Consider the following 17,941-nt stretch of genomic DNA (forward strand, 5'->3'; position numbering starts at 1 on the left):
ATGGGAAAAGTTTCATATCGAGAAAGTTGCAAAATACCACCTTGGAGTTGCGATCGATGTCAGCGTAGAGTTCCCGCGGGGCATGGATTCGGGTGGGGTCTGGTGACAAAGCCAGGAAAGAAACGAGCGCGCGCCGCGTCCGGCGCGCGAGGAGGCTTGCGCATCGAGGAACCGGGGGAGGGCGGCGTCGATGAAGCCGTGGCCTTCATCGCCGAGCAGGTGACGGCGCTGCGCAAGCTCGCCGAGCGTCACAAGCTCGATGTGCTGCATTATCTGCTGGGCATGACCAAGCTCGAGGCTGACGAACACCTCCGGCTGCGGAGCAAGCGCAAGCTGTCGTGAGCGGGCGTTGTCGCTATCTGACCCGTCATCCTGAGGCGCGAGTGGCGCGATGCAAAGCATCGCGCCGGGAGCCTCGAAGGATGGGCGGCCCCGCTAATGCAGCCGGGCCGTCGCCCTTCGAGGGCCGCTGAAGGAGCGGCCACCTCCAGCGACAACGGCTCCGCCGTTGCGCGGGGATGACGGAATAAGCCGAGCTCGGCTTAGACAAACTCAGCACATTCGAAGACACACTCAAACGTTGCTCCGTCGCATGTTGACAACAAGAACGCTGCCGTCATCCTGAGGTGCGAGCCGTGCGGTGCGCAGCACTGCGCGGGGAGCCTCGAAGGATGATGTTGTGGGTATCTATGTCTACATGCTCCGCTGCGCGGACGGCTCTTTCTACGTTGGAAGCGCGACCGGCGATGACACATCCAAGCGGGTCGATGAGCACAACGCCGGCGCTTATCCGGGATATACTTACTCCCGGCGCCCGGTCGTCCTGGTGTGGTCGGAGCATTTTGATCGGATCACGGACGGCATTGCCGCGGAACGTCAACTCAAAGGCTGGAGTCGCGCCAAGAAGGAGGCGCTCGTTCGCTCGGATTGGACGTCGGTAAGCCTGCTTGCGCGGCGACGCGCGGGGGAGCCTCGGTCGAAGAAGTAATCCGAGGTGTGGCCGGCAGCCGTGCTGTCGCCCTTCGAGGCTCGCCGAAGAGGCGAGCACCTCAGGGTGACGGTGAGAGAGCGCGCAATGACGGGGTGGCGGCAGTTGCGGCCCTTCACGCCGACCGCCTTCGCGGCGCCGGTCGCACCTTCACCATCGTATCCGCCTGACTGAGCAACCGCCCGTCCTCTGCGTGCAGTTCGAGCTTCTTGACCGGGCGGCCGTTCTCGCGATCCACCAGGATGGTCGCGATCTCCTCGGGCCGGTCGTCGAACGCCTCGCTCCATTGCCGCAGCGCCACCAGGATCGGGAAGACGCCGCTGCCCTTCGGCGTCAGCACATATTCCTGATAGGCGCTGCCGTCGGAGGCAGGCGCCGTCGCCAGGATGCCGTGGTCGACCAGGGATCGCAGGCGCGCGGACAAGATGTTCTTGGCCATGCCGAGCTTGCTCTGGAACTCGCCGAAGCGGCGTAGGCCGAACAACGCCTCGCGGATGATGAGGAGCGACCACCAGTCGCCGATCGATTCCAGCGACCGTGCGATCGGGCAGGCATCGCCTTCGAAGCTGGTTCGTTTCACCATCGTCTTTCGTCCTGTCGCATTCGCACGATTTCGGCGCTGATCACGCGCTTGTGTGGTTGCATCATAAAACCATGTGGCCTAGATCGCAACATAGTTTCATTATAAAACCACTGGAGGCAAGCATGAGACTGAAAGACAAGACGGCACTCATTACCGGCGGCAACAGCGGCATTGGCCTGGCGACGGCAAAACTGTTCGTGGCCGAGGGCGCGAAGGTGATCATCACCGGGCGCAACAAGGAGACGCTGGACGCCGCGGCAAAGGAACTCGGGACGAACGCGATTGCGCTCGTCGCCGACGCCACCGACATCGCGGCGACCGATGCCGCGATCAAGAAGGGCACCGAAAAATTCGGCAAGCTCGACATCGTGTTCGCCAATGCGGGCATCGCCGGCGCCGGCGGCACGCCGCTCGGTTCGGCAACGCTGGAGGCCTTCGAAAAGGTCATCCGCACAAACCTCACCGGTGTGTTTTTCACAGTGCAGTCCGCGCTGCCTTACCTCAACGACAATTCCTCGATCATCCTCAACGGCTCGGTGATCTCCGTGCTCGGCATTCCCGGCTACTCCGCTTACGGCGCGGCGAAGGCCGGCGTACGCGCGATGGCGCGGATCATGGCCTCGGAACTGTCGCCGCGCGGCATCCGCGTCAACGTCGTCGCGCCCGGCGCGATCCGCACGCCGATCTGGGGCGCCGCGATCGCAACACCGGAAGCCGAGAAAGCCTTCGAGAAGCGCATTGGACTGGCGACGCCGCTCGGCCGCATTGGCGAACCCGATCACGTCTCGAAGACGGTGCTGTTCCTCGCGTCGGACGATGCCGCGCATGTGCAGGGCCAGGAGATCTTCGTCGACGGCGGCGCGGTTGCCTCTCCGGCTGGCGCGCCGATCTATCGCGGCTGATCAAGTGAAGTGAAAATTGAAGCAGCCGGCGCGACGACATCGGTTGCGCCGGCCGGTTCCTGCATCTGGCGAGATGTAATTCTCTGAACCTTGCCTGAGGTGTTGAACCTTCGCTTGCGCTGCCAAGACACTTCTACGGGCAGGGGGTCATACGACTCATTTTTCAGGGAGCCCGTGATGCCAAAGGCAGCTCGCATTTTTTCGTCGATTTCAGCGCCGCGTATTTACACCGAACGTTCCGCCATTCCCGCCAAGCGCTCCAACATTTCAGAGCTGATCGGCGTGGCGATTTTCTCCGGCATAGGCCTGTTCATTTCGCTCGTCGCCGTCATTCTCGGCGTTCAGGGCGCCTGGTTTTAGCTCGATCGATCGGTCAGCCGCCGCCGGGGTCCGGCAGCGGCTGTTGCAGGCGCGACTCTTATGCCGCGCGCAGGCTCGTTGCCGCCTGAAGTGCGTTCGCGAGTGACTTCTCGCGATGCTCTGGGCCGACCTGGATGCCGTCGGCGACAATGAATTCGGGGCTCGTGATGCCCATGAAAGCCAACACGCCGCGCAAGTAGGTTTCGAGGTGCTCCAGCGACGCCGCAGGCGTGCCCGCGCCATAATAGCCGCCGCGCGAGATCGCCACGATCACACGCTTGCCGCCGGCAAGGCCCTCCGGACCGTTAGCGCCGTACTTGAACGTCTTCCCCGCCACGAGGACGCGGTCGATCCAGGCCTTGAGCTGGCTCGGGATGGTGAAATTGTACATCGGCGCGCCGATCACGACGATGTCGGCATCGAGAAACTCGTTGAGCACCGCGGCGCTCGCGGCAAGGTCGGGTCCGAGTTCCGCGGGCGCAGGCGCGCCTTGGGCGGCTTCAAGGTGCGAGCCGGAGAGATGGGCGAGCGGGGTCTGGGTCAGGTCGCGATAGACGACATTAAGCGATGGCGTTGCCTGCCTGAGGCGGTCGACGATGGCGGCGGACACCTGCCGGCTGACGGAGTGGGGGCCGAGCACGCTGGAATCGATGTGGAGGAGTTTCATTGGGGTCACCCATGGTATATGTTTGTAACCAGAGCTACATGAGTGACTGTCAAATTTCCCGCAAGAACGCACTTTTTTGAGCCATGGGCACATCCTTGAAACCTGCACACACCGATTTGCCTGCCGCGCAGATGCCGGATCGCGACCATGCCGACTGCCGCGGCGTGGCCTCGATCCTGTCCCGCGTCGGCGACAAATGGAGCGTGTTCGTCATCATGATGCTGAGCGACGGTCCGAAGCGCTTCAACGAGCTGAAGCGCATGATCAACGGCATCTCGCAGCGGATGCTGACCCTGACGCTGCGGGGCCTCGAGCGCGACGGCCTCGTCACGCGCACGATCTTCCCGACCATCCCGCCGCGCGTGGATTACGAGCTGACCGATCTCGGCCGCGGGCTGCAGCAGCCGGTCAAGGCGCTCGGGCAGTGGGCGATCGAGCACCAGGAGCAGATCGCGACGGCGCGGACGCGGTTCGATGAGCGGAACGGCGGCTGAAGCGGATGAGCTCGCTCACGTCGCGTGGGCGCTTCTTACCCTCCAGGGGAGGGTTAAGAGTTCGAGCCTGATTTCCATCAAAGCAGCGAGACCAATCCGCCGCCATGGCGTTCGAGCCGCCCCGCCAGTTCGAGCTCCAGCAGGACCGTGCGCACGATCGCGGGCGAGGCGCCGGACATCCGCACGAGGTCGTCGATCGAGATGGGGGTGGGGCCGAGCAGGCCGGTGATCTGGTCGCGGTCGTGCCCTTGCGGATCGCTCTCGAACGGCTCGCTGTCGGGCTCATCGGCGGAATGCATCAACGGCCGCTCCATGATCGGTGCGACCGCGTTGATGATGTCGGCGGCTTCGGTGACGAGTGTCGCGCCCTGCTTGATCAGATCGTTGGTGCCGGCGGCGCGTGGATCGAGCGGGGAGCCCGGCACCGCGAACACCTCGCGGCCCTGTTCGGCCGCCATGCGCGCCGTGATCAGCGAGCCCGAGCGATGCGCGGCTTCGACCACGACCACACCGAGCGAGGCGCCCGAGATCAGCCGGTTGCGGCGGGGGAAATCGCGGGCGCGCGGCTCGTGGCCGAGCGGCATCTCGGAAATCGCCGCGCCCGTCTGATCGAGGATCGAGGCCAGCAGATCGCCGTGCTCGGGCGGATAGATGCAATCGTGGCCGCCGGCGAGCACTGCGATCGTGCCGCTCGCGACGCTGGCGCGGTGCGCGGCCTGGTCGACGCCGCGGGCGAGCCCGGAGATGACGATGAAGCCGGCCTCGCCAAGTTCGCGGGCCAGCTGGCCGGCGAATTTCAAGCCGGCGCCGGAGGCGTTGCGCGAGCCGACGATGGCGATCATCGGCCGCATCAAGGTTTTGGCATCGCCGCGCACGGCGAGCAGCGGCGGCGCATCGTCGATCATCGCCAGCCGCGTCGGATAGCCGTCCTCTCCGGGGGCGAGCCAGGCGATGCCGAATTTGCGGCTGGCGGCGAGCTCGGCCTTCGCTTCCTCAGCGCTGCAGATCCGTCCCGATCGCGCGGCCCCGCCGCGGCGTGCCAGATCGGGCAGCCGCTCCAGCGCGACGCGCGCTGTGCCGAAATGATCGACCAGCGAACGAAAGGTGCGCGGCCCGACATTGTCGCTGCGGATCAGCCGCAGGCGGTCGATCCTGTCAGCCTCGGTCAGCTCCATGCTGGGATTGATGGCGTCCACGGCGTCTCCTTGCAGGGACAGCATGGAACAACCTGAGGGCGTGGGCAACGGCTTCGTGCGCTTGCGCGACCCCATCGCGATGCTAAAAGCGATGCCAATAAGAAGGGTTTTGCCATGATCTCACTCGCCGACCTCCAGCGCCGCATTGAAGCCGGCGAGCTTTCGCCTGATGACGCCATCGCCCAGTCGCATGCGGCGATTGAGGCGAAGGAGAAGGATGTCCGCGCCTTCGTCCGCCATGACAAAACCGCGAAGGCGCAAGGCGCCGGGCCGCTGCGCGGCATCGCGGTCGGCATCAAGGACATCATCGATACCGCCAACATGCCGACCGAGATGGGCTCGGAGATCTATCGCGGCTGGCAGCCGCGCTCGGATGCGCCGGTCGTGATGATGCTGAAGCGGGCGGGCGCCACCATCATCGGCAAGACCACGACGACGGCGTTTGCCTCGCGCGATCCGACCCCGACGCTCAATCCGCACAATCCCGGTCACACGCCGGGTGGCTCGTCCTCGGGCTCGGCGGCAGCGGTCGGCGCCGGCATGATCCCGCTGGCGCTGGGCACCCAGACCGGCGGCTCGGTGATCCGCCCCGCTGCCTATTGCGGTGCTGCCGCGATCAAGCCGTCGTTCCGGATGCTGCCGACCATCGGCGTGAAGTGCTATTCGTGGGCGCTCGACACGGTCGGGCTGTTCGGATCTCGCGCGGAAGATCTCGCGCGCGGATTGCTGGCGATGACCGGCCGCACCGAATTCTCCGGCATCGTGCCGGCCAAGGCGCCGCGCATCGGCGTGGTCAGGCAGGAGTTCGCCGAAGCCGTCGAGCCGGCGGCGGAAGAGGGCTTGCAGGCGGCGATCAAGGCGGCCGAGAAGGCCGGCGCGAGTGTGAGGACCATCGAGCTGCCTGAAGCGGTCCAGGAAGCCTGGCGCATCCATCCCATCATCCAGGATTTCGAGGCGCATCGCGCGCTTGCCTGGGAGTTTTCGGAGCATCACGACGAGATCGCGCCGATGCTGCGCGCCAGCCTCGATGAGACCGTCGGACTGACGCCGAAGGAATATGACGACGCGCGCCGGGTCGCCCGTCGTGGCCGCCGCGAGCTCGGCGAGCTGTTCGAAGGGTTCGACGTGCTGCTGACCTATTCGGCCCCGGGCACCGCGCCGGCCAAGGAACTCGCCTCGACTGGCTCGCCGCGCTACAATCGGCTGTGGACGTTGATGGGTAACCCTTGCGTCGCCGTGCCGGTGATGAAGGTCGGCGGACTGCCGATCGGCGTGCAGGTGATCGCGCGCTTCGGCAACGATCCCGCCGCATTGGCGGCGGCGTGGTTCCTGGAGGATGCGCTGGCGAAGTCAGGCTAGCGCCGGCTCGGCCGCCGCAGGCGCGGCGCCTGGCGTCACGGCCGCGCCTTGCCCGAGCCAGCGTTCGGCGGCCTCGCGGCCGCTCCGGTGCAGAAGGCGGATGAAGCCGCGGCCGAGATCGGTGGACGAGCGTTGCGCCAGCCCGTCGACGGAGTCTTCGGCCGCGATCCTGAACAGGCGCAGCGACGGGGCCGCGTGCGTCTGCGCCCATTCGATCGCGGCGATCTCGGCCTTCAGGGCGGCATTGGCCGCAATCTGGTCGAGCCTGCGGTCGATCGCGGCGAGCGTGATCGGCACGAAGCTGTCGCGCGCCGGCGTGACCTGGACCAGCAGCAGGTCGGTCGCCGTGGTTTCCTGCGCCAGACGCAGCAGCGGCGGATTGCCGCCAAGGCCGCCATCCCAATAGGCTTCGCCCTCGATCTCGACCGCGCAGTGAACCAGCGGCGGACAGGTCGAGGCCAGCGCGACGTCGGCGGTGACGTCGTCGTTGCCGAAGATCTGCTGCTGCCCGTCGCGGATTCGCGTCGCTGCGATCAGCAGCTTTGGACAGGCCGCGTCGCGCAGCGCCGCAAAATTGATGTCCCGCGACAGCGCCTGCCGCAGCGGATCGAGGTCGAACGGATCGAACTGGCCGGAGCGCAGCGTCGGTCCGAACGCGACCGAGCTTCCCGCCGCCGAGAAGCCACCGACCAGCATCAGCGAGCGGAACGAGGCCTCGTGCATCAGGCGGATCCAGAAACGGTTCAGCCGGCTGCGCGCCGCTTCGCGGCCACCCTCGGCGAGGCCGCACGCGAGCAGAATCGCGTTGATGGCGCCGGCGCTGGCGCCGCTGATCGTGTCGAATTCGATCGACGGCTCCTCCAGCAGCCGCTCCAGCACGCCCCAGGTGAAGGCCGCGAAGGTGCCGCCGCCCTGAAGCGCCAGCGACAGTCTTCGTGGCGGCCATTGGCCGGAGCGGATGCGCGCGGCGGCGACCGGCGCGGCGGTGATGGCGACCTCGACCGTGACAGGCACCTGCGCGACGGGATCAGGTGGTGACGCCGGTGGCACAACGGGGATTGGTTGTGATGCGGGAGGCGGCGAGGGCGCATCGGACCAGATGTTGGTCGCCGAGAGCAGCTGGCTCGCCGCGGTGCGCGCCGCACCCTGCGAACCACCGTCGATATGCCCGCCGAAAATCTTCTCGCTCATTCTGAGCAACCGCGTGACGCCATTTCCGCCGTCAGGATGACAGGCATGGAACCTGTTCGCCACTCCCTGCCGCGATTGGCTTCCGAGTTGCGAACAGGATTTGGCATATAATGCGGAGGAGGTGCGGCGGTATCCGTACTTTTTCCGGTTTACGCCTTCTCGCCGATCCGGCTTTCCTTGCCTGATTGCAGCCGCTTGATGTTCTCGCGATGCGCGTAGAACAGCAGCAGCGTCAGCACCGCGGCCAGCGCTGCGAGCGCGAGGTGGCCGAACCACCACAGGAACAGCGGCGTGATGAACGACGCCACCAGCGCCGAGAGCGAGGAATAGCGGGTGGTGAACGCGGTCGCCAGCCAGAGCAGGCAGAACACCAGTGCGGCCGGCCAGAACAATCCGAGCAGGATGCCGATATAGACGGCGACGCCCTTGCCGCCCCGAAACTTGAGCCAGACCGGGAAGAGATGGCCGAGGAAGGCGCCGAGCCCGGCCAGCATCGCGGCATTGGGGCCGGCGATGTAGCCGGCGATCACCACGGCCACGGTGCCCTTGAGCGCGTCGAGCAGCAGCGTGCCCGCGGCAAGGCTCTTGCGTCCCGTGCGCAGCACGTTGGTGGCGCCGATGCTGCCGGAGCCGATCGAGCGAATGTCCTGCGTGCCGGCGAGCCTGGTGAGAATCAGCCCGAACGGAATCGAGCCGAGCAGGTAGCCGATGACGAAGGCGATCGGCAGGAAGGCTTCAAGCCCCATCGTTGCATCTCCATGTTGCACCGAGACGCCACGCATGAACTCGCCCATCAGACATGTTCGTAGACCGTCCGTCCGCCGACAATCGTGCGCACGACGCGGCCTGTAAAGCGCGCTTCGTCGAACGGGGTGTTCTTGCAGGGCGATTTGAGGTCGGCGGGATCGACCACCCAGGGCACATCAGGATCGATCACGATGACGTCGGCCGGGCTGCCTGCGCGGAGAGTTCCGCCCGGCAGACCCAGGATCTCGGCCGGCCGCGTCGACATCGCCCGGATCAACGTCTTCAGGTCGAGCTCGTCATTGTGGACCAGCCGCAAGCCTGCCGGCAGCATGGTCTCGAGCCCGATGGCGCCGGATGCCGCTTCCGCGAACGGCAGGCGCTTGACCTCGACGTCCTGCGGATTGTGGTCGGACATGATGACGTCGACGAGGCCGGAGGCCACCGCGGCGACCAGCGCGCGGCGGTCGTCCTCGGTGCGGAGCGGCGGCGACAGCTTCAGGAACGAACGGTAGGGGCCGATATCGTTCTCGTTCAGCGCAAGATGATTGATCGAAGCGGAGGCGGTCACGGCGAGGCCGGCGTCGCGGGCGCGCTTCAGCACGTCGAGCGAGTCGATGCAGGTCAGCGAGGCCGCGTGATAGCGCCCGCCGGTGAGCGCGACGAGGCGCATGTCGCGTTCCAGCATCACGGCCTCGGCGGCATTGGGGATGCCCATCAGGCCGAGGCGCGAGGCGAACTCGCCCTCGTTCATCACGCCTTCGCCGACCAGATCGGGATCCTCGGTGTAATGCACGATCAGCGCGTCGAAATCGCGCGCGTAGGTGAGGGCGCGGCGCATCACCTGCGCATTGGTCACGCTCTTGTCGCTGTCGCTGAAGGCGATCGCGCCGGCCGCCTTGAGCAGGCCGAACTCCGTCATCTCCTCGCCGTGCATTCCCTTTGTCAGCGCCGCCATCGGCTGGATGTTGACGATCGCGGTGTCGCGGGCGCGGCGCATCACGAAGTCGACGGTCGCCGAATTGTCGATCACCGGAGACGTATCGGGCTGGCAGATGATGGTGGTGATGCCGCCGGTCGCGGCCGCCTGGCTCGCGGACGCAAATGTCTCGCGATGGCTGAAGCCGGGCTCGCCGACGAAGGCGCGCATGTCGATCAGGCCGGGAGCCACGATCTTGCCGGCGCAGTTGACGACGTCGGTGCCCTCGGGGACGCCGGCCGCGCCAATGCCGCGGCGGGTCTCGCGGATGATGCCGTCGGCGATCAGGACATCGCCGGGGCCGTCGAAATCCCTGGAGGGATCGACGACGCGGGCGTTGGCTAGCAGGATGGGGCGGCGGTCAGTCAGCATGAGCATCACGCGTTCGGCAGATTGCGGGCGAGCGCTTCGAGCACGGCCATGCGCACGGCCACGCCCATCTCGACCTGTTCGCGGATCAGCGATTGCGCGCCGTCGGCGACCGCGGTGTCGATCTCGACGCCGCGGTTCATGGGGCCGGGATGCATCACGAGCGCGTCCGGCTTGGCGTAGGCGAGCTTCTTCTGGTCGAGCCCGAAATAGTGGAAATATTCGGAGGTCGACGGCACGAAGGAACCGTTCATGCGCTCGCGCTGGAGCCGCAGCATCATGACGATGTCGGCGCCGTTGAGCCCCTCGCGCATGTCGCGCGCGACCTCGACGCCCATCCGCTCGATGCCGGGCGGCAGCAGGGTGGAGGGGCCGACGACGCGGACGCGGGCGCCCATGGTGTTGAGCAGGATGATGTTGGAGCGCGCGACGCGCGAATGGAGCACGTCGCCGCAGATCGCGACCACGAGACCCTCGATCCGGCCCTTGTTGCGGCGGATGGTGAGCGCATCGAGCAGCGCCTGGGTCGGATGCTCGTGCGCGCCGTCGCCGGCATTGATCACGGAACCGTCGACCTTGCGGGCCAGCAGTTCCACCGCGCCCGAGGCGTGATGCCGGACCACCAGGATATCCGGGTGCATGGCGTTCAGCGTCATCGCGGTGTCGACCAGCGTCTCGCCCTTCTTGATGGACGAGGAGGACACCGACATGTTCATGACGTCGGCGCCGAGCCGCTTGCCGGCGAGCTCGAACGAGGACTGGGTCCGGGTCGAGGCCTCGAAGAACAGGTTCACTTGCGTCCGTCCACGCAGGACGGTGCGCTTCTTGTCAACCTGGCGGTTGAGCGCGACATATTCTTCGGACAGGTCGAGGAGGCCGGTGATGTCGGCCGCGGAAAGGCCCTCGATGCCCAGCAAATGCCGGTGGCCGAGGACGAAGGTCGATTTCGATGTCATTAAAGCGAGAGCTATAGGCGCGGATGGCTGGGGGGGCAAGGGCCAATGCCGGGGCGGGGAGTTATCCCCTGATCTGTCGGTCTAGCTCACACTCTCCGTCATGCCCGGGCTTGTCCCGGGCATCCACGTACTTCATCGCATTTGACGTAAAAAGGTCGTGGATGGCCGGGACGTAGGCGAGCGGAAGCGACGCCGTCCTTCGGACGGCTTTGCCCGGCCATGACGATGGAGAGAGATCACGTGAAGGTAACGGCAGCCGTGGTCTTGGCGACTGGCTTCATCTCATCCGCCCACGCCCAATCGCTCCCCGGCGGCTTCGTCTATCTGCGCGAGATCGATCCCAGCATCATCCAGGACATCCGCTACGCCACCTCGAACAATTTCGTCGGCCGTCCGCTCGCAGGCTACGGCGCCGGCGAATGCGTGGTGAAGCGGGAGGTCGGGCTGCGGCTGAAGGCGGTTCAGCAGGAACTTGCGGCGCAAAACCTGTCGCTGAAAATGTTCGACTGCTACCGGCCGGCGCAGGCCTCGCTCGACATGGTGAAGTGGTCGCAGAATGGCCATGAGACCGCCGCTGAGCGGCGCTATAATCCCAAGATTGCCAAGACCGAGCTGTTCCGCCTCGGCTATATCGCGAGCCGCTCGCAGCATTCCACCGGCGCGGCGCTCGATCTCACGCTGGTCGATCTGAAGGCTGACAATTCGGCCAAATACGACCCGTCAAAAACCTATGCCGACTGCACGGCGCCGGTTGAGGCGCGGCTGCCTGAGGGCAGCGTCGACATGGGCACCGGCTACGACTGCACCGACACGAAAGGCCATACTGCGGCACCGTCGATCACGCCGGAGCAACGCGCCTGGCGCAAGCGGCTGGTGGCTGCGATGGCGAAGCAAGGCTTTGTGAACTATTCGAAGGAGTGGTGGCATTTTTCCCTGCCGGAGGCCGGCGGGGCAGCCTATGATTTTCCGATCCAGCCGCGACGGAACTGATTTCGCGCCGAGGAAGCAGATGACCCAGCAGAACTTTGCGACCCATGAGGTCTTCAACCAGTCGCCGCCGTTCGAGGACGTCGACCTGTTCGCCGTGGATCGTCCGCTGGTCGACGCGGTAAAGGCCAATGGCGGCGCCGCGGCGGAGCGCGAGCTGTCGGAGTTCGGCAAGGCCTGGGGCTCGGCCGCGATGGCCGATCGCGGGCGCCTGGCGAACGAGAATACACCGAAGCTGCGCACCTTCGACGCCAAGGGCAATCGCCGCGACCAGGTCGAATTTCATCCGGCCTATCACGAGCTGATGGCGCACAGCGCGCAGGGCGGCGTGCACAATTCGACGTGGACCACGGATGGCAAGCCGGCCGGCGATGCCGCCGAGGTCATCCGCGCGGCAAAATTCTACATGGCCTCGCAGGTCGAGACCGGCCATCTCTGTCCGATCACGATGACGCGCGCCTCCGTCGGTGCGCTGGCGATGCAGCCGGATCTGCTCGCGCGCGTGATGCCGGTGCTGTCGACGAAGAGCTACGATTCCACTTTCGCGCCGTGGTGGGAGAAGCGCGGCATGACGCTCGGCATGGGCATGACCGAGAAACAGGGCGGCACCGACGTGCGCGCCAACATGACGCGCGCGGTGCGCGACGGCGATGCCTATCGCGTCACCGGCCACAAATGGTTCATGTCGGCGCCGATGTGCGACGCATTCCTGGTGCTGGCGCAGGCCGAGGAGGGGCTGACCTGCTTCTTCATGCCGCGTTTTGCGCCGGATGGTTCGGTCAATGCGATCCAGTTCCAGCGGCTGAAGGACAAGCTCGGCAATCGTTCGAATGCGTCCTCGGAAGTCGAGTTTACAGGTGCGTATGCCGAACGGGTCGGCGAGGAGGGCAAGGGCATCCGCACCATCATCCAGATGGTGCAGCTGACGCGGCAGGATTGCGCGATTGCCTCCACCGGCCTGATGCGCTCGGGGCTCGCACATGCGCTGCATCACGCCCGTCACCGTAGCGTGTTCCAGAAGCATCTGGCCGATCAGCCCTTGATGCAGGCCGTGCTGTCGGACATGGCGCTGCATGTCGAGGCGAGCACGGCGCTGGTGATGCGGCTCTGCCGCGCCTTCGACCGCACCCCGCACGATGCGGCCGAGGCAGCCTATATGCGGCTGCTGACGCCCGCGATCAAATACTGGACCTGCAAGAGCGCGCCGGCGTTTCTCTATGAGGCGATGGAGTGCCTCGGCGGCAATGGCTATGTCGAGGACGGCATCCTCGCGCGCCATTACCGGGAATCGCCGGTCAACGCGATCTGGGAAGGCTCCGGCAACGTGATGTGCCTCGACGTGCTGCGCGCGCTCGCGCGCGAGCCGGAGGCGGCGATGGCGGTGCTGCAATCGCTGGCGGCCGAGACCAAGGGACTGCCGGGGGCAGGCGAGGCGGTCGCGTTCATCGGCAAGACCTTCCGCCGCGCCGACGGCGAGCGCGTCGCGCGGCTTGCGGTGGAGAAGCTGGCGCTGCTTGCCGCCGCCGCAGCGCTCAACGGCGTATCGCCGCACCATGCCGAGCTGTTCGCCGCCACGCGCCTCGCCGCCAACCATGCCAGCATGTACGGCGCGGTGGAGCTGGACGGTGGCGACGGGCGTACGCTGCTGGAGCGGGCGCTGCCGTGAGCGTCCCCAACGAAAGCCTCTTGATGGACTCCCTCAATCCCGATCTGCCGCCGATGACCGTGACGCCGGCGCCGCCGCGCGTCTGGAAATTCTGGGGCACGGCGCTGTGGGGCCTCTTCATCTTTGCCGCGATGTTTGTCGGGCAGATCGGCGGCGTCGCCCTGCTGGTCGCGCTGCGCGGCCTGCCGATGGACCTTGCCTCGGTCCAGCTCGTCGGCCGCGAGCCGCAGGCGCTCGCGCTGTCGGTGACCATGGGCCTGCCGGCGACGCTGGCGGCGGTGTGGCTCGCCATCCGCATCAAGAAGGCGTCCTTCGTCGACTACCTCGCGCTGCACTGGCCGTCCTGGAAGCAAGTCCTGTTCGGCGCCGTCGGGCTCGTCGTGATCGTGGTGGCCTGGGAGACGATGTCGCGTACGCTCGGCCGCGAAGCGACGCCGGGCTTCATGACCGATCTGTTGAAATCGGGCCGTGACAAGGGGGCGGCACTGTTGCTGCTGTTCGCTTTCAGCGTGGCCGCGCCGTTGTCGGAAGAAATCCTGGCGCGCGGCTTCCTCTATCGCGGCTGGTCGGCGAGCTTTCTGCGCGTGCCCGGCGCGATCATCCTGTCGTCGCTGGTGTGGACGGTCGTGCACCTGCAATACGACATCTACTTCCTCGCCGAGGTCTTCACCATCGGCCTGTGGTTCGGCTACATGCGCTATCGCGCGGGCTCGCTCTGGCTGACGGCGATATTGCACGCGCTGAACAACCTGACCGCGGTGGTGCTGACGATGTGGCTGGGGAGCTAACCCCGCGGCTGCCTCACGCCACCAGCGCGATCGCGATCGGCATGGTGATCGCCGCCAGAATCGTCTGCAGCGTGATGATCTGCGCCAGCAGCGGGGCGTCGCCGCCCATCTGGCGGGCCAGCACATAGGCGCTGGGGGAGGTCGGCACCGCCGCGCAGATCGCGACGATGGCGAGGCTGTTGCCGGACAGACCAAACCACACGGCGAGCGCCACCGCGAGCACGGGCATCAGCACCAGCTTGAACGTCACGCCGAGCGTCGCGCTGACGCTGGGGTGGAACAGCCCCTTGAGCTGCAGGCCCGCGCCGGTGACGAGCAGGCCGATCGCGAGTGAGGAACGGCCGAGCGCGTCGGCAACTTCATGCCAGATCTTCGGCAACGGCAGATGGACGACATTGATGACGAGGCCGATGACGCAGGCCCAGATCAGGGGATTGCGGATCACCGTCATGACGATGGCGCGCGCGGATTGCTTCTCGGGCGAGGCATAATGCGCGAGCACGGCGACGCTGAACACGTTGACCTGCGGGATGATTGCAACCATCGCCACTGACGCCAGCGCCAACCCGACGTCGCCGAACATGTTGGCGGAGACCGACAGCGCCACATAGGTCTGCCAGCGCGTCGCGCCCTGGAAGATCGAGGTGAAGGCGGGACCGTCGATGTCGAGCCGGGCGAGAGCCGGGCGGAGCGCGAGACAGAGCAGGGACATCACCAGCGCCGACAGCAGCAGCGCGCCGCCGACCCCTGCGACCGGCACTTTCGTAAGATCAGCCTTCACCAGCGTCTGGACCAGAAGCATCGGAAACAGCACGTAGTAGGTCAGCCGTTCCAGCCCGTGCCACTGCGTGTCCAGCCGCATCAGGCTGTGCCTCAGCACCACGCCGAGCACGATGAGGATGAAGACCGGGAGCAGCGCCGCGATCACGACGGCCATGGATCAGACGGCCCCAGGGCTGGCGCGAAGATTGGCGAGGCGGTCGAGCGCGCCTTGCAGGATGAAGATCGCGGCGTGCTCGTCGATCACCTCGGCGCGCTTGGCGCGGCTGACATCCATGCCGATCAGCTCGCGCTCGACCGCTGCGGTCGACAGGCGCTCGTCCCAAAGGCCGATCGGGAGCGCGGTCAGCCCGGCGAGATTGCGGGCAAACGCCCGGGTCGACTGCGCGCGCGGGCCTTCGCTGCCGTCCATGTTGATGGGCAGGCCGAGCACGAAGCCGACCGCCTTGCGCTCGGCTGCGATCGCCAGCAGCCGGGCGGCATCCTGCTTGAACGCCTTGCGCTGGATGGTCTCGACGCCGGTCGCGAGCCGCCGGTCGGGGTTGGATACGGCGACGCCGATGGTTTTTGTGCCGAGATCAAGGCCGACCAACCCGCCGCGTTCGGGCCAGTGGGTTGCAGCATCGACCAGGGGCAGGATAAGAGCCGGCATGGGACTAGCGCTTATCACGCGCCGCGCCGCGGAGTGAACCCGGAATGATGGATGCGCTGACTTTATTCGGGCTGTTCGCGGTGACCGCGATGCTGGTGACCTACGCCCTGGAGGACCGCAGCCACTGGTTCGTGCTGGCTTTTGCGATGTCCTGTGCGCTCGGATCGGCTTACGGTTTCCTGCAGGGCGCCTGGCCGTTCGGGGTGGTCGAGGCAATCTGGGCCGTCGTCGCGCTGCGGCGGTGGCATCTCAGGCCGCGATGACCTGATCGTCGCTCTTCAGGCAGGAGATGAAGCCATTGAGCGCGCTGTATTGATGTCCGGCACTGCGCTGGATGAAGAGCGTCTCGACGCGCGCGTGCGAGGGGCTCAGCGCGTGGATCGACACGCTGCCGTTCATCGCGCTGCGCTCGACGACAGCGCGCGGCAACAGCGTGACGCCCATGTCGGCGGCGACGCAGCCGATCATGCCGTCGAGCGTGCCGAGCTCGAAGCGTGCCGCCGAAGGCCAGCCGAACTCGACGAAGATCTGTTCGAGCCGCTGGCGGTAGGTGCAACCGGTGCGGAACACCAGGGCGGTCGGACCGGACTCCGGCGTTCCGGCGCGCAGCTCGGCGAGCGAGCTCCAGCGCCGCGCGCTGACCAGCACCAGCTCTTCGCGGAAAGCGCTGGTCGCGGTGAGGTCGCCATGCGCGATGGGACCTGCGACGAAAGCACCGTCGAGCGTACCTTCAAGCACGCCGGCCACGAGGTCCGCGGTGGTTGCGGTGCGTAAGGAGAGCCGCACGGCCGGGAAGCGGCGGTGGAAATCGGCCAGCAGGGGCGGCAGCCGCACCGCTGCGGTCGTCTCCATCGAACCGATCGCCAGCGGCCCCTTCGGCTCGCCATCGTCGCGCGCGGCGAGCACGGCTTCGCGCGACAGCGCCGCCATCCGCTGCGCGTAAGGCAGAAGCCGTTTGCCGGCGCCGGTCAGCGTCATGCCGCGGCTGTGGCGCTCGAACAGCGCCGTGCCGATCTCGGCCTCCAGCGCCTTCACGCGCTGGGTGACGTTGGATTGCACGGTGTTGAGCTCTTCGGCGGCGCGCGTGATGCCGCCGGTGCGGGCGACCGCGGCAAAGGTCTGGATGTCGCTGAGTTCCATGGCGTCGTTTCGCTTTTGTGATGGCAGCGTTCGTAACAATTCATTTTTCGTGAATGCTAGTCGCGCGTAGTCTTGCTGTCCAGACGGGAGGACCCATGCCGATCGCAACGCCGCTGACTACGCTGCTGGAGATCACGCATCCGATCCTGCTGGCGCCGATGGATGTCGTGGCCGGCAGCCGGCTCGTGACGGCCGTGAGCCGCGCCGGTGGTTTTGGCATTCTGGGCGGCGGCTATGGCGAGCGCGAATGGCTGGAGCGGGAGACCGCGAAGCTCGCCGGCTTGTCCGCGCCGTTCGGGATCGGCTTCATCACCTGGAGCCTCGCCAAGCGGCCGGAGCGTCTCGACATCGCGCTCGCGGCAAAACCGTCCGCAATCCTGTTGTCGTTCGGCGATCCCGCGTCGTTCGCGCCAAGGATCAAGTCCGGGGGGGCGCGCTTGATCTGCCAGGTGCAGGACGAAGCGATGGCGCGGCAGGCGCTCGATGCCGGCGCCGATGTTCTGATCGCGCAGGGGACGGAGGCGGGCGGTCACGGTGCCTCCCGGACCACCGTCGATCTCGTGCCCGCCATCGTGGATCTCGCCGCGGGCCGCGTGCCGGTGGTCGCGGCGGGCGGCATTGCCGACGGGCGCGGGCTTGCCGCCATGATGATGCTGGGCGCGAGCGGCGTGCTGCTCGGCACGCGCTTCTATGCAAGCCGGGAGGCCGATGGCGCGGAGGAAGCCAAGCGGCGCATCTGCGCGGCGAACAGCGGCTCGACCGTGCGCGGCATCATCTTCGACCTCTCGCGCAACAATGTCTGGCCGGCGCCGTTCACGGGACGGTGTCTGGTCAACGACCACGCCCGGCGCTGGATCGGGCGCGAGGTCGAGCTGATGCAGAATGTTGCCGCAAGCGCGGCGGACTATGCCGCGGCGAAGGCGGCCGGCAATTTCGACGTCGCCGCCGTGATCGCCGGCGAGGCGGTCGGCCTGATTCATGATATTCCGCCGGCGGCCGAGATCGTTGAGCGGATCACGGCCGAGGCGGAGCAGTTGCTGGAGGGGCGACGCAACTCGGTTTCTTCTTTTCCTTCTCCCCTTGTGGGAGAAGGTGGCGCGGATGCAATCCGCGCCGGATGAGGGGTTCTGTCCGCGGAGA

At 66.6% G+C, this 17,941-nt stretch carries 21 protein-coding genes; 11 read left to right on the top strand and 10 right to left on the bottom strand.

Annotated features, from left to right (window positions below; translation table 11 throughout):
* Positions 1–156 precede the first annotated feature (156 nt).
* The gene (locus F8237_RS30340; protein ID WP_244626017.1) at positions 157–342 is read left to right on the top strand and encodes a hypothetical protein; all 186 of its coding nucleotides are present in this window, start codon (positions 157–159) and stop codon (positions 340–342) included.
* Positions 343–679: 337 nt separating this feature from the next.
* The gene (locus tag F8237_RS30345) at positions 680–988 is read left to right on the top strand and encodes a GIY-YIG nuclease family protein (protein WP_151649796.1); all 309 of its coding nucleotides are present in this window, start codon (positions 680–682) and stop codon (positions 986–988) included.
* A 115-nt stretch (positions 989–1,103) separates the two neighbouring features.
* Here F8237_RS30345 and F8237_RS30350 read toward each other — a convergent pair whose 3' ends face one another.
* On the bottom strand, positions 1,104–1,571 hold the full coding sequence (locus F8237_RS30350; RefSeq protein WP_151649797.1) for a winged helix-turn-helix transcriptional regulator: 468 nt from the start codon (positions 1,569–1,571) through the stop codon (positions 1,104–1,106).
* A gap of 122 nt (positions 1,572–1,693) precedes the next feature.
* Between F8237_RS30350 and F8237_RS30355 the strand changes: the two genes are divergently transcribed.
* Together F8237_RS30355 and F8237_RS30360 are read left to right on the top strand one after the other, a co-directional pair.
* Positions 1,694–2,473 carry an SDR family oxidoreductase gene (locus F8237_RS30355; RefSeq protein WP_162006280.1) on the top strand — a complete coding sequence of 260 codons (780 nt, stop codon included), beginning with the start codon at positions 1,694–1,696 and terminating at the stop codon, positions 2,471–2,473.
* 177 nt (positions 2,474–2,650) lie between these two features.
* Positions 2,651–2,833 carry a hypothetical protein gene (locus F8237_RS30360; protein ID WP_151650726.1) on the top strand — a complete coding sequence of 61 codons (183 nt, stop codon included), beginning with the start codon at positions 2,651–2,653 and terminating at the stop codon, positions 2,831–2,833.
* A 58-nt stretch (positions 2,834–2,891) separates the two neighbouring features.
* On the opposite strand, the gene F8237_RS30365 is transcribed toward F8237_RS30360, so the two are convergent.
* On the bottom strand, positions 2,892–3,500 hold the full coding sequence (locus F8237_RS30365; RefSeq protein ID WP_151649799.1) for an FMN-dependent NADH-azoreductase: 609 nt from the start codon (positions 3,498–3,500) through the stop codon (positions 2,892–2,894).
* 83 nt (positions 3,501–3,583) lie between these two features.
* Between F8237_RS30365 and F8237_RS30370 the strand changes: the two genes are divergently transcribed.
* On the top strand, positions 3,584–3,994 hold the full coding sequence (locus tag F8237_RS30370) for a winged helix-turn-helix transcriptional regulator (RefSeq protein ID WP_151649800.1): 411 nt from the start codon (positions 3,584–3,586) through the stop codon (positions 3,992–3,994).
* Between the two features lie 77 nt (positions 3,995–4,071).
* On the opposite strand, the gene dprA is transcribed toward F8237_RS30370, so the two are convergent.
* Entirely contained in the window at positions 4,072–5,214 is a 1,143-nt protein-coding gene (gene dprA / locus F8237_RS30375; RefSeq protein ID WP_151649801.1) for a DNA-processing protein DprA, read from the bottom strand.
* Positions 5,215–5,304: 90 nt separating this feature from the next.
* On the opposite strand from dprA, the gene F8237_RS30380 reads away from it, so the two are divergent.
* Entirely contained in the window at positions 5,305–6,549 is a 1,245-nt protein-coding gene (locus F8237_RS30380; protein WP_151649802.1) for an amidase, read from the top strand.
* On the opposite strand, the gene F8237_RS30385 is transcribed toward F8237_RS30380, so the two are convergent.
* The 4 genes from F8237_RS30385 to F8237_RS30400 all read right to left on the bottom strand — a co-directional run bounded on the left by F8237_RS30385 (position 6,541) and on the right by F8237_RS30400 (position 10,788).
* Positions 6,541–7,740: a patatin-like phospholipase family protein gene (locus F8237_RS30385; RefSeq protein WP_162006281.1), complete on the bottom strand. Its 1,200-nt coding sequence runs from the start codon at positions 7,738–7,740 to the stop codon at positions 6,541–6,543. The genes F8237_RS30380 and F8237_RS30385 overlap by 9 nt on opposite strands.
* A 149-nt stretch (positions 7,741–7,889) precedes the next feature.
* Entirely contained in the window at positions 7,890–8,486 is a 597-nt protein-coding gene (gene plsY / locus F8237_RS30390; protein ID WP_151649804.1) for a glycerol-3-phosphate 1-O-acyltransferase PlsY, read from the bottom strand.
* A gap of 47 nt (positions 8,487–8,533) precedes the next feature.
* Positions 8,534–9,835: a dihydroorotase gene (locus tag F8237_RS30395; RefSeq protein WP_151650727.1), complete on the bottom strand. Its 1,302-nt coding sequence runs from the start codon at positions 9,833–9,835 to the stop codon at positions 8,534–8,536.
* A 5-nt stretch (positions 9,836–9,840) separates the two neighbouring features.
* Positions 9,841–10,788 (bottom strand): aspartate carbamoyltransferase catalytic subunit, encoded by a 948-nt coding sequence (locus tag F8237_RS30400; protein ID WP_151649805.1) that lies wholly within the window; start codon positions 10,786–10,788, stop codon positions 9,841–9,843.
* A gap of 225 nt (positions 10,789–11,013) precedes the next feature.
* Here F8237_RS30400 and F8237_RS30405 point away from each other — a divergent pair, with 225 nt between their 5' ends.
* The 3 genes from F8237_RS30405 to F8237_RS30415 are packed head-to-tail and all read left to right on the top strand — an operon-like array spanning position 11,014 to position 14,229.
* Complete coding sequence (locus F8237_RS30405) at positions 11,014–11,778, top strand: M15 family metallopeptidase (protein WP_151650728.1); 765 nt, start codon at positions 11,014–11,016, stop codon at positions 11,776–11,778.
* A 19-nt stretch (positions 11,779–11,797) separates the two neighbouring features.
* Positions 11,798–13,441, top strand: coding sequence for an acyl-CoA dehydrogenase family protein (locus F8237_RS30410; RefSeq protein ID WP_151649806.1), 1,644 nt, complete (start codon positions 11,798–11,800; stop codon positions 13,439–13,441).
* A gap of 23 nt (positions 13,442–13,464) precedes the next feature.
* A complete protein-coding gene (locus F8237_RS30415) occupies positions 13,465–14,229 on the top strand; it encodes a CPBP family intramembrane glutamic endopeptidase (RefSeq protein ID WP_151650729.1) in 765 nt (254 codons plus the stop codon).
* 13 nt (positions 14,230–14,242) lie between these two features.
* On the opposite strand, the gene F8237_RS30420 is transcribed toward F8237_RS30415, so the two are convergent.
* A complete protein-coding gene (locus F8237_RS30420; RefSeq protein ID WP_151649807.1) occupies positions 14,243–15,166 on the bottom strand; it encodes an AEC family transporter in 924 nt (307 codons plus the stop codon).
* Between the two features lie 3 nt (positions 15,167–15,169).
* Entirely contained in the window at positions 15,170–15,661 is a 492-nt protein-coding gene (ruvX, locus tag F8237_RS30425) for a Holliday junction resolvase RuvX (RefSeq protein ID WP_162006282.1), read from the bottom strand.
* A gap of 47 nt (positions 15,662–15,708) precedes the next feature.
* Between ruvX and F8237_RS30430 the strand changes: the two genes are divergently transcribed.
* Complete coding sequence (locus F8237_RS30430; RefSeq protein WP_151650730.1) at positions 15,709–15,924, top strand: hypothetical protein; 216 nt, start codon at positions 15,709–15,711, stop codon at positions 15,922–15,924.
* Here the strand turns inward: F8237_RS30430 and F8237_RS30435 are convergent.
* Complete coding sequence (locus tag F8237_RS30435; protein ID WP_151649808.1) at positions 15,911–16,801, bottom strand: LysR family transcriptional regulator; 891 nt, start codon at positions 16,799–16,801, stop codon at positions 15,911–15,913. The two genes, F8237_RS30430 and F8237_RS30435, sit on opposite strands and share 14 nt — an antisense overlap.
* Positions 16,802–16,896: 95 nt before the next feature.
* Here F8237_RS30435 and F8237_RS30440 point away from each other — a divergent pair, with 95 nt between their 5' ends.
* The gene (locus F8237_RS30440; protein ID WP_151649809.1) at positions 16,897–17,922 is read left to right on the top strand and encodes an NAD(P)H-dependent flavin oxidoreductase; all 1,026 of its coding nucleotides are present in this window, start codon (positions 16,897–16,899) and stop codon (positions 17,920–17,922) included.
* The last annotated feature ends 19 nt before the right edge of the window (positions 17,923–17,941 follow it).

This window comes from Bradyrhizobium betae (assembly GCF_008932115.1).
Taxonomy (GTDB): domain Bacteria; phylum Pseudomonadota; class Alphaproteobacteria; order Rhizobiales; family Xanthobacteraceae; genus Bradyrhizobium; species Bradyrhizobium betae.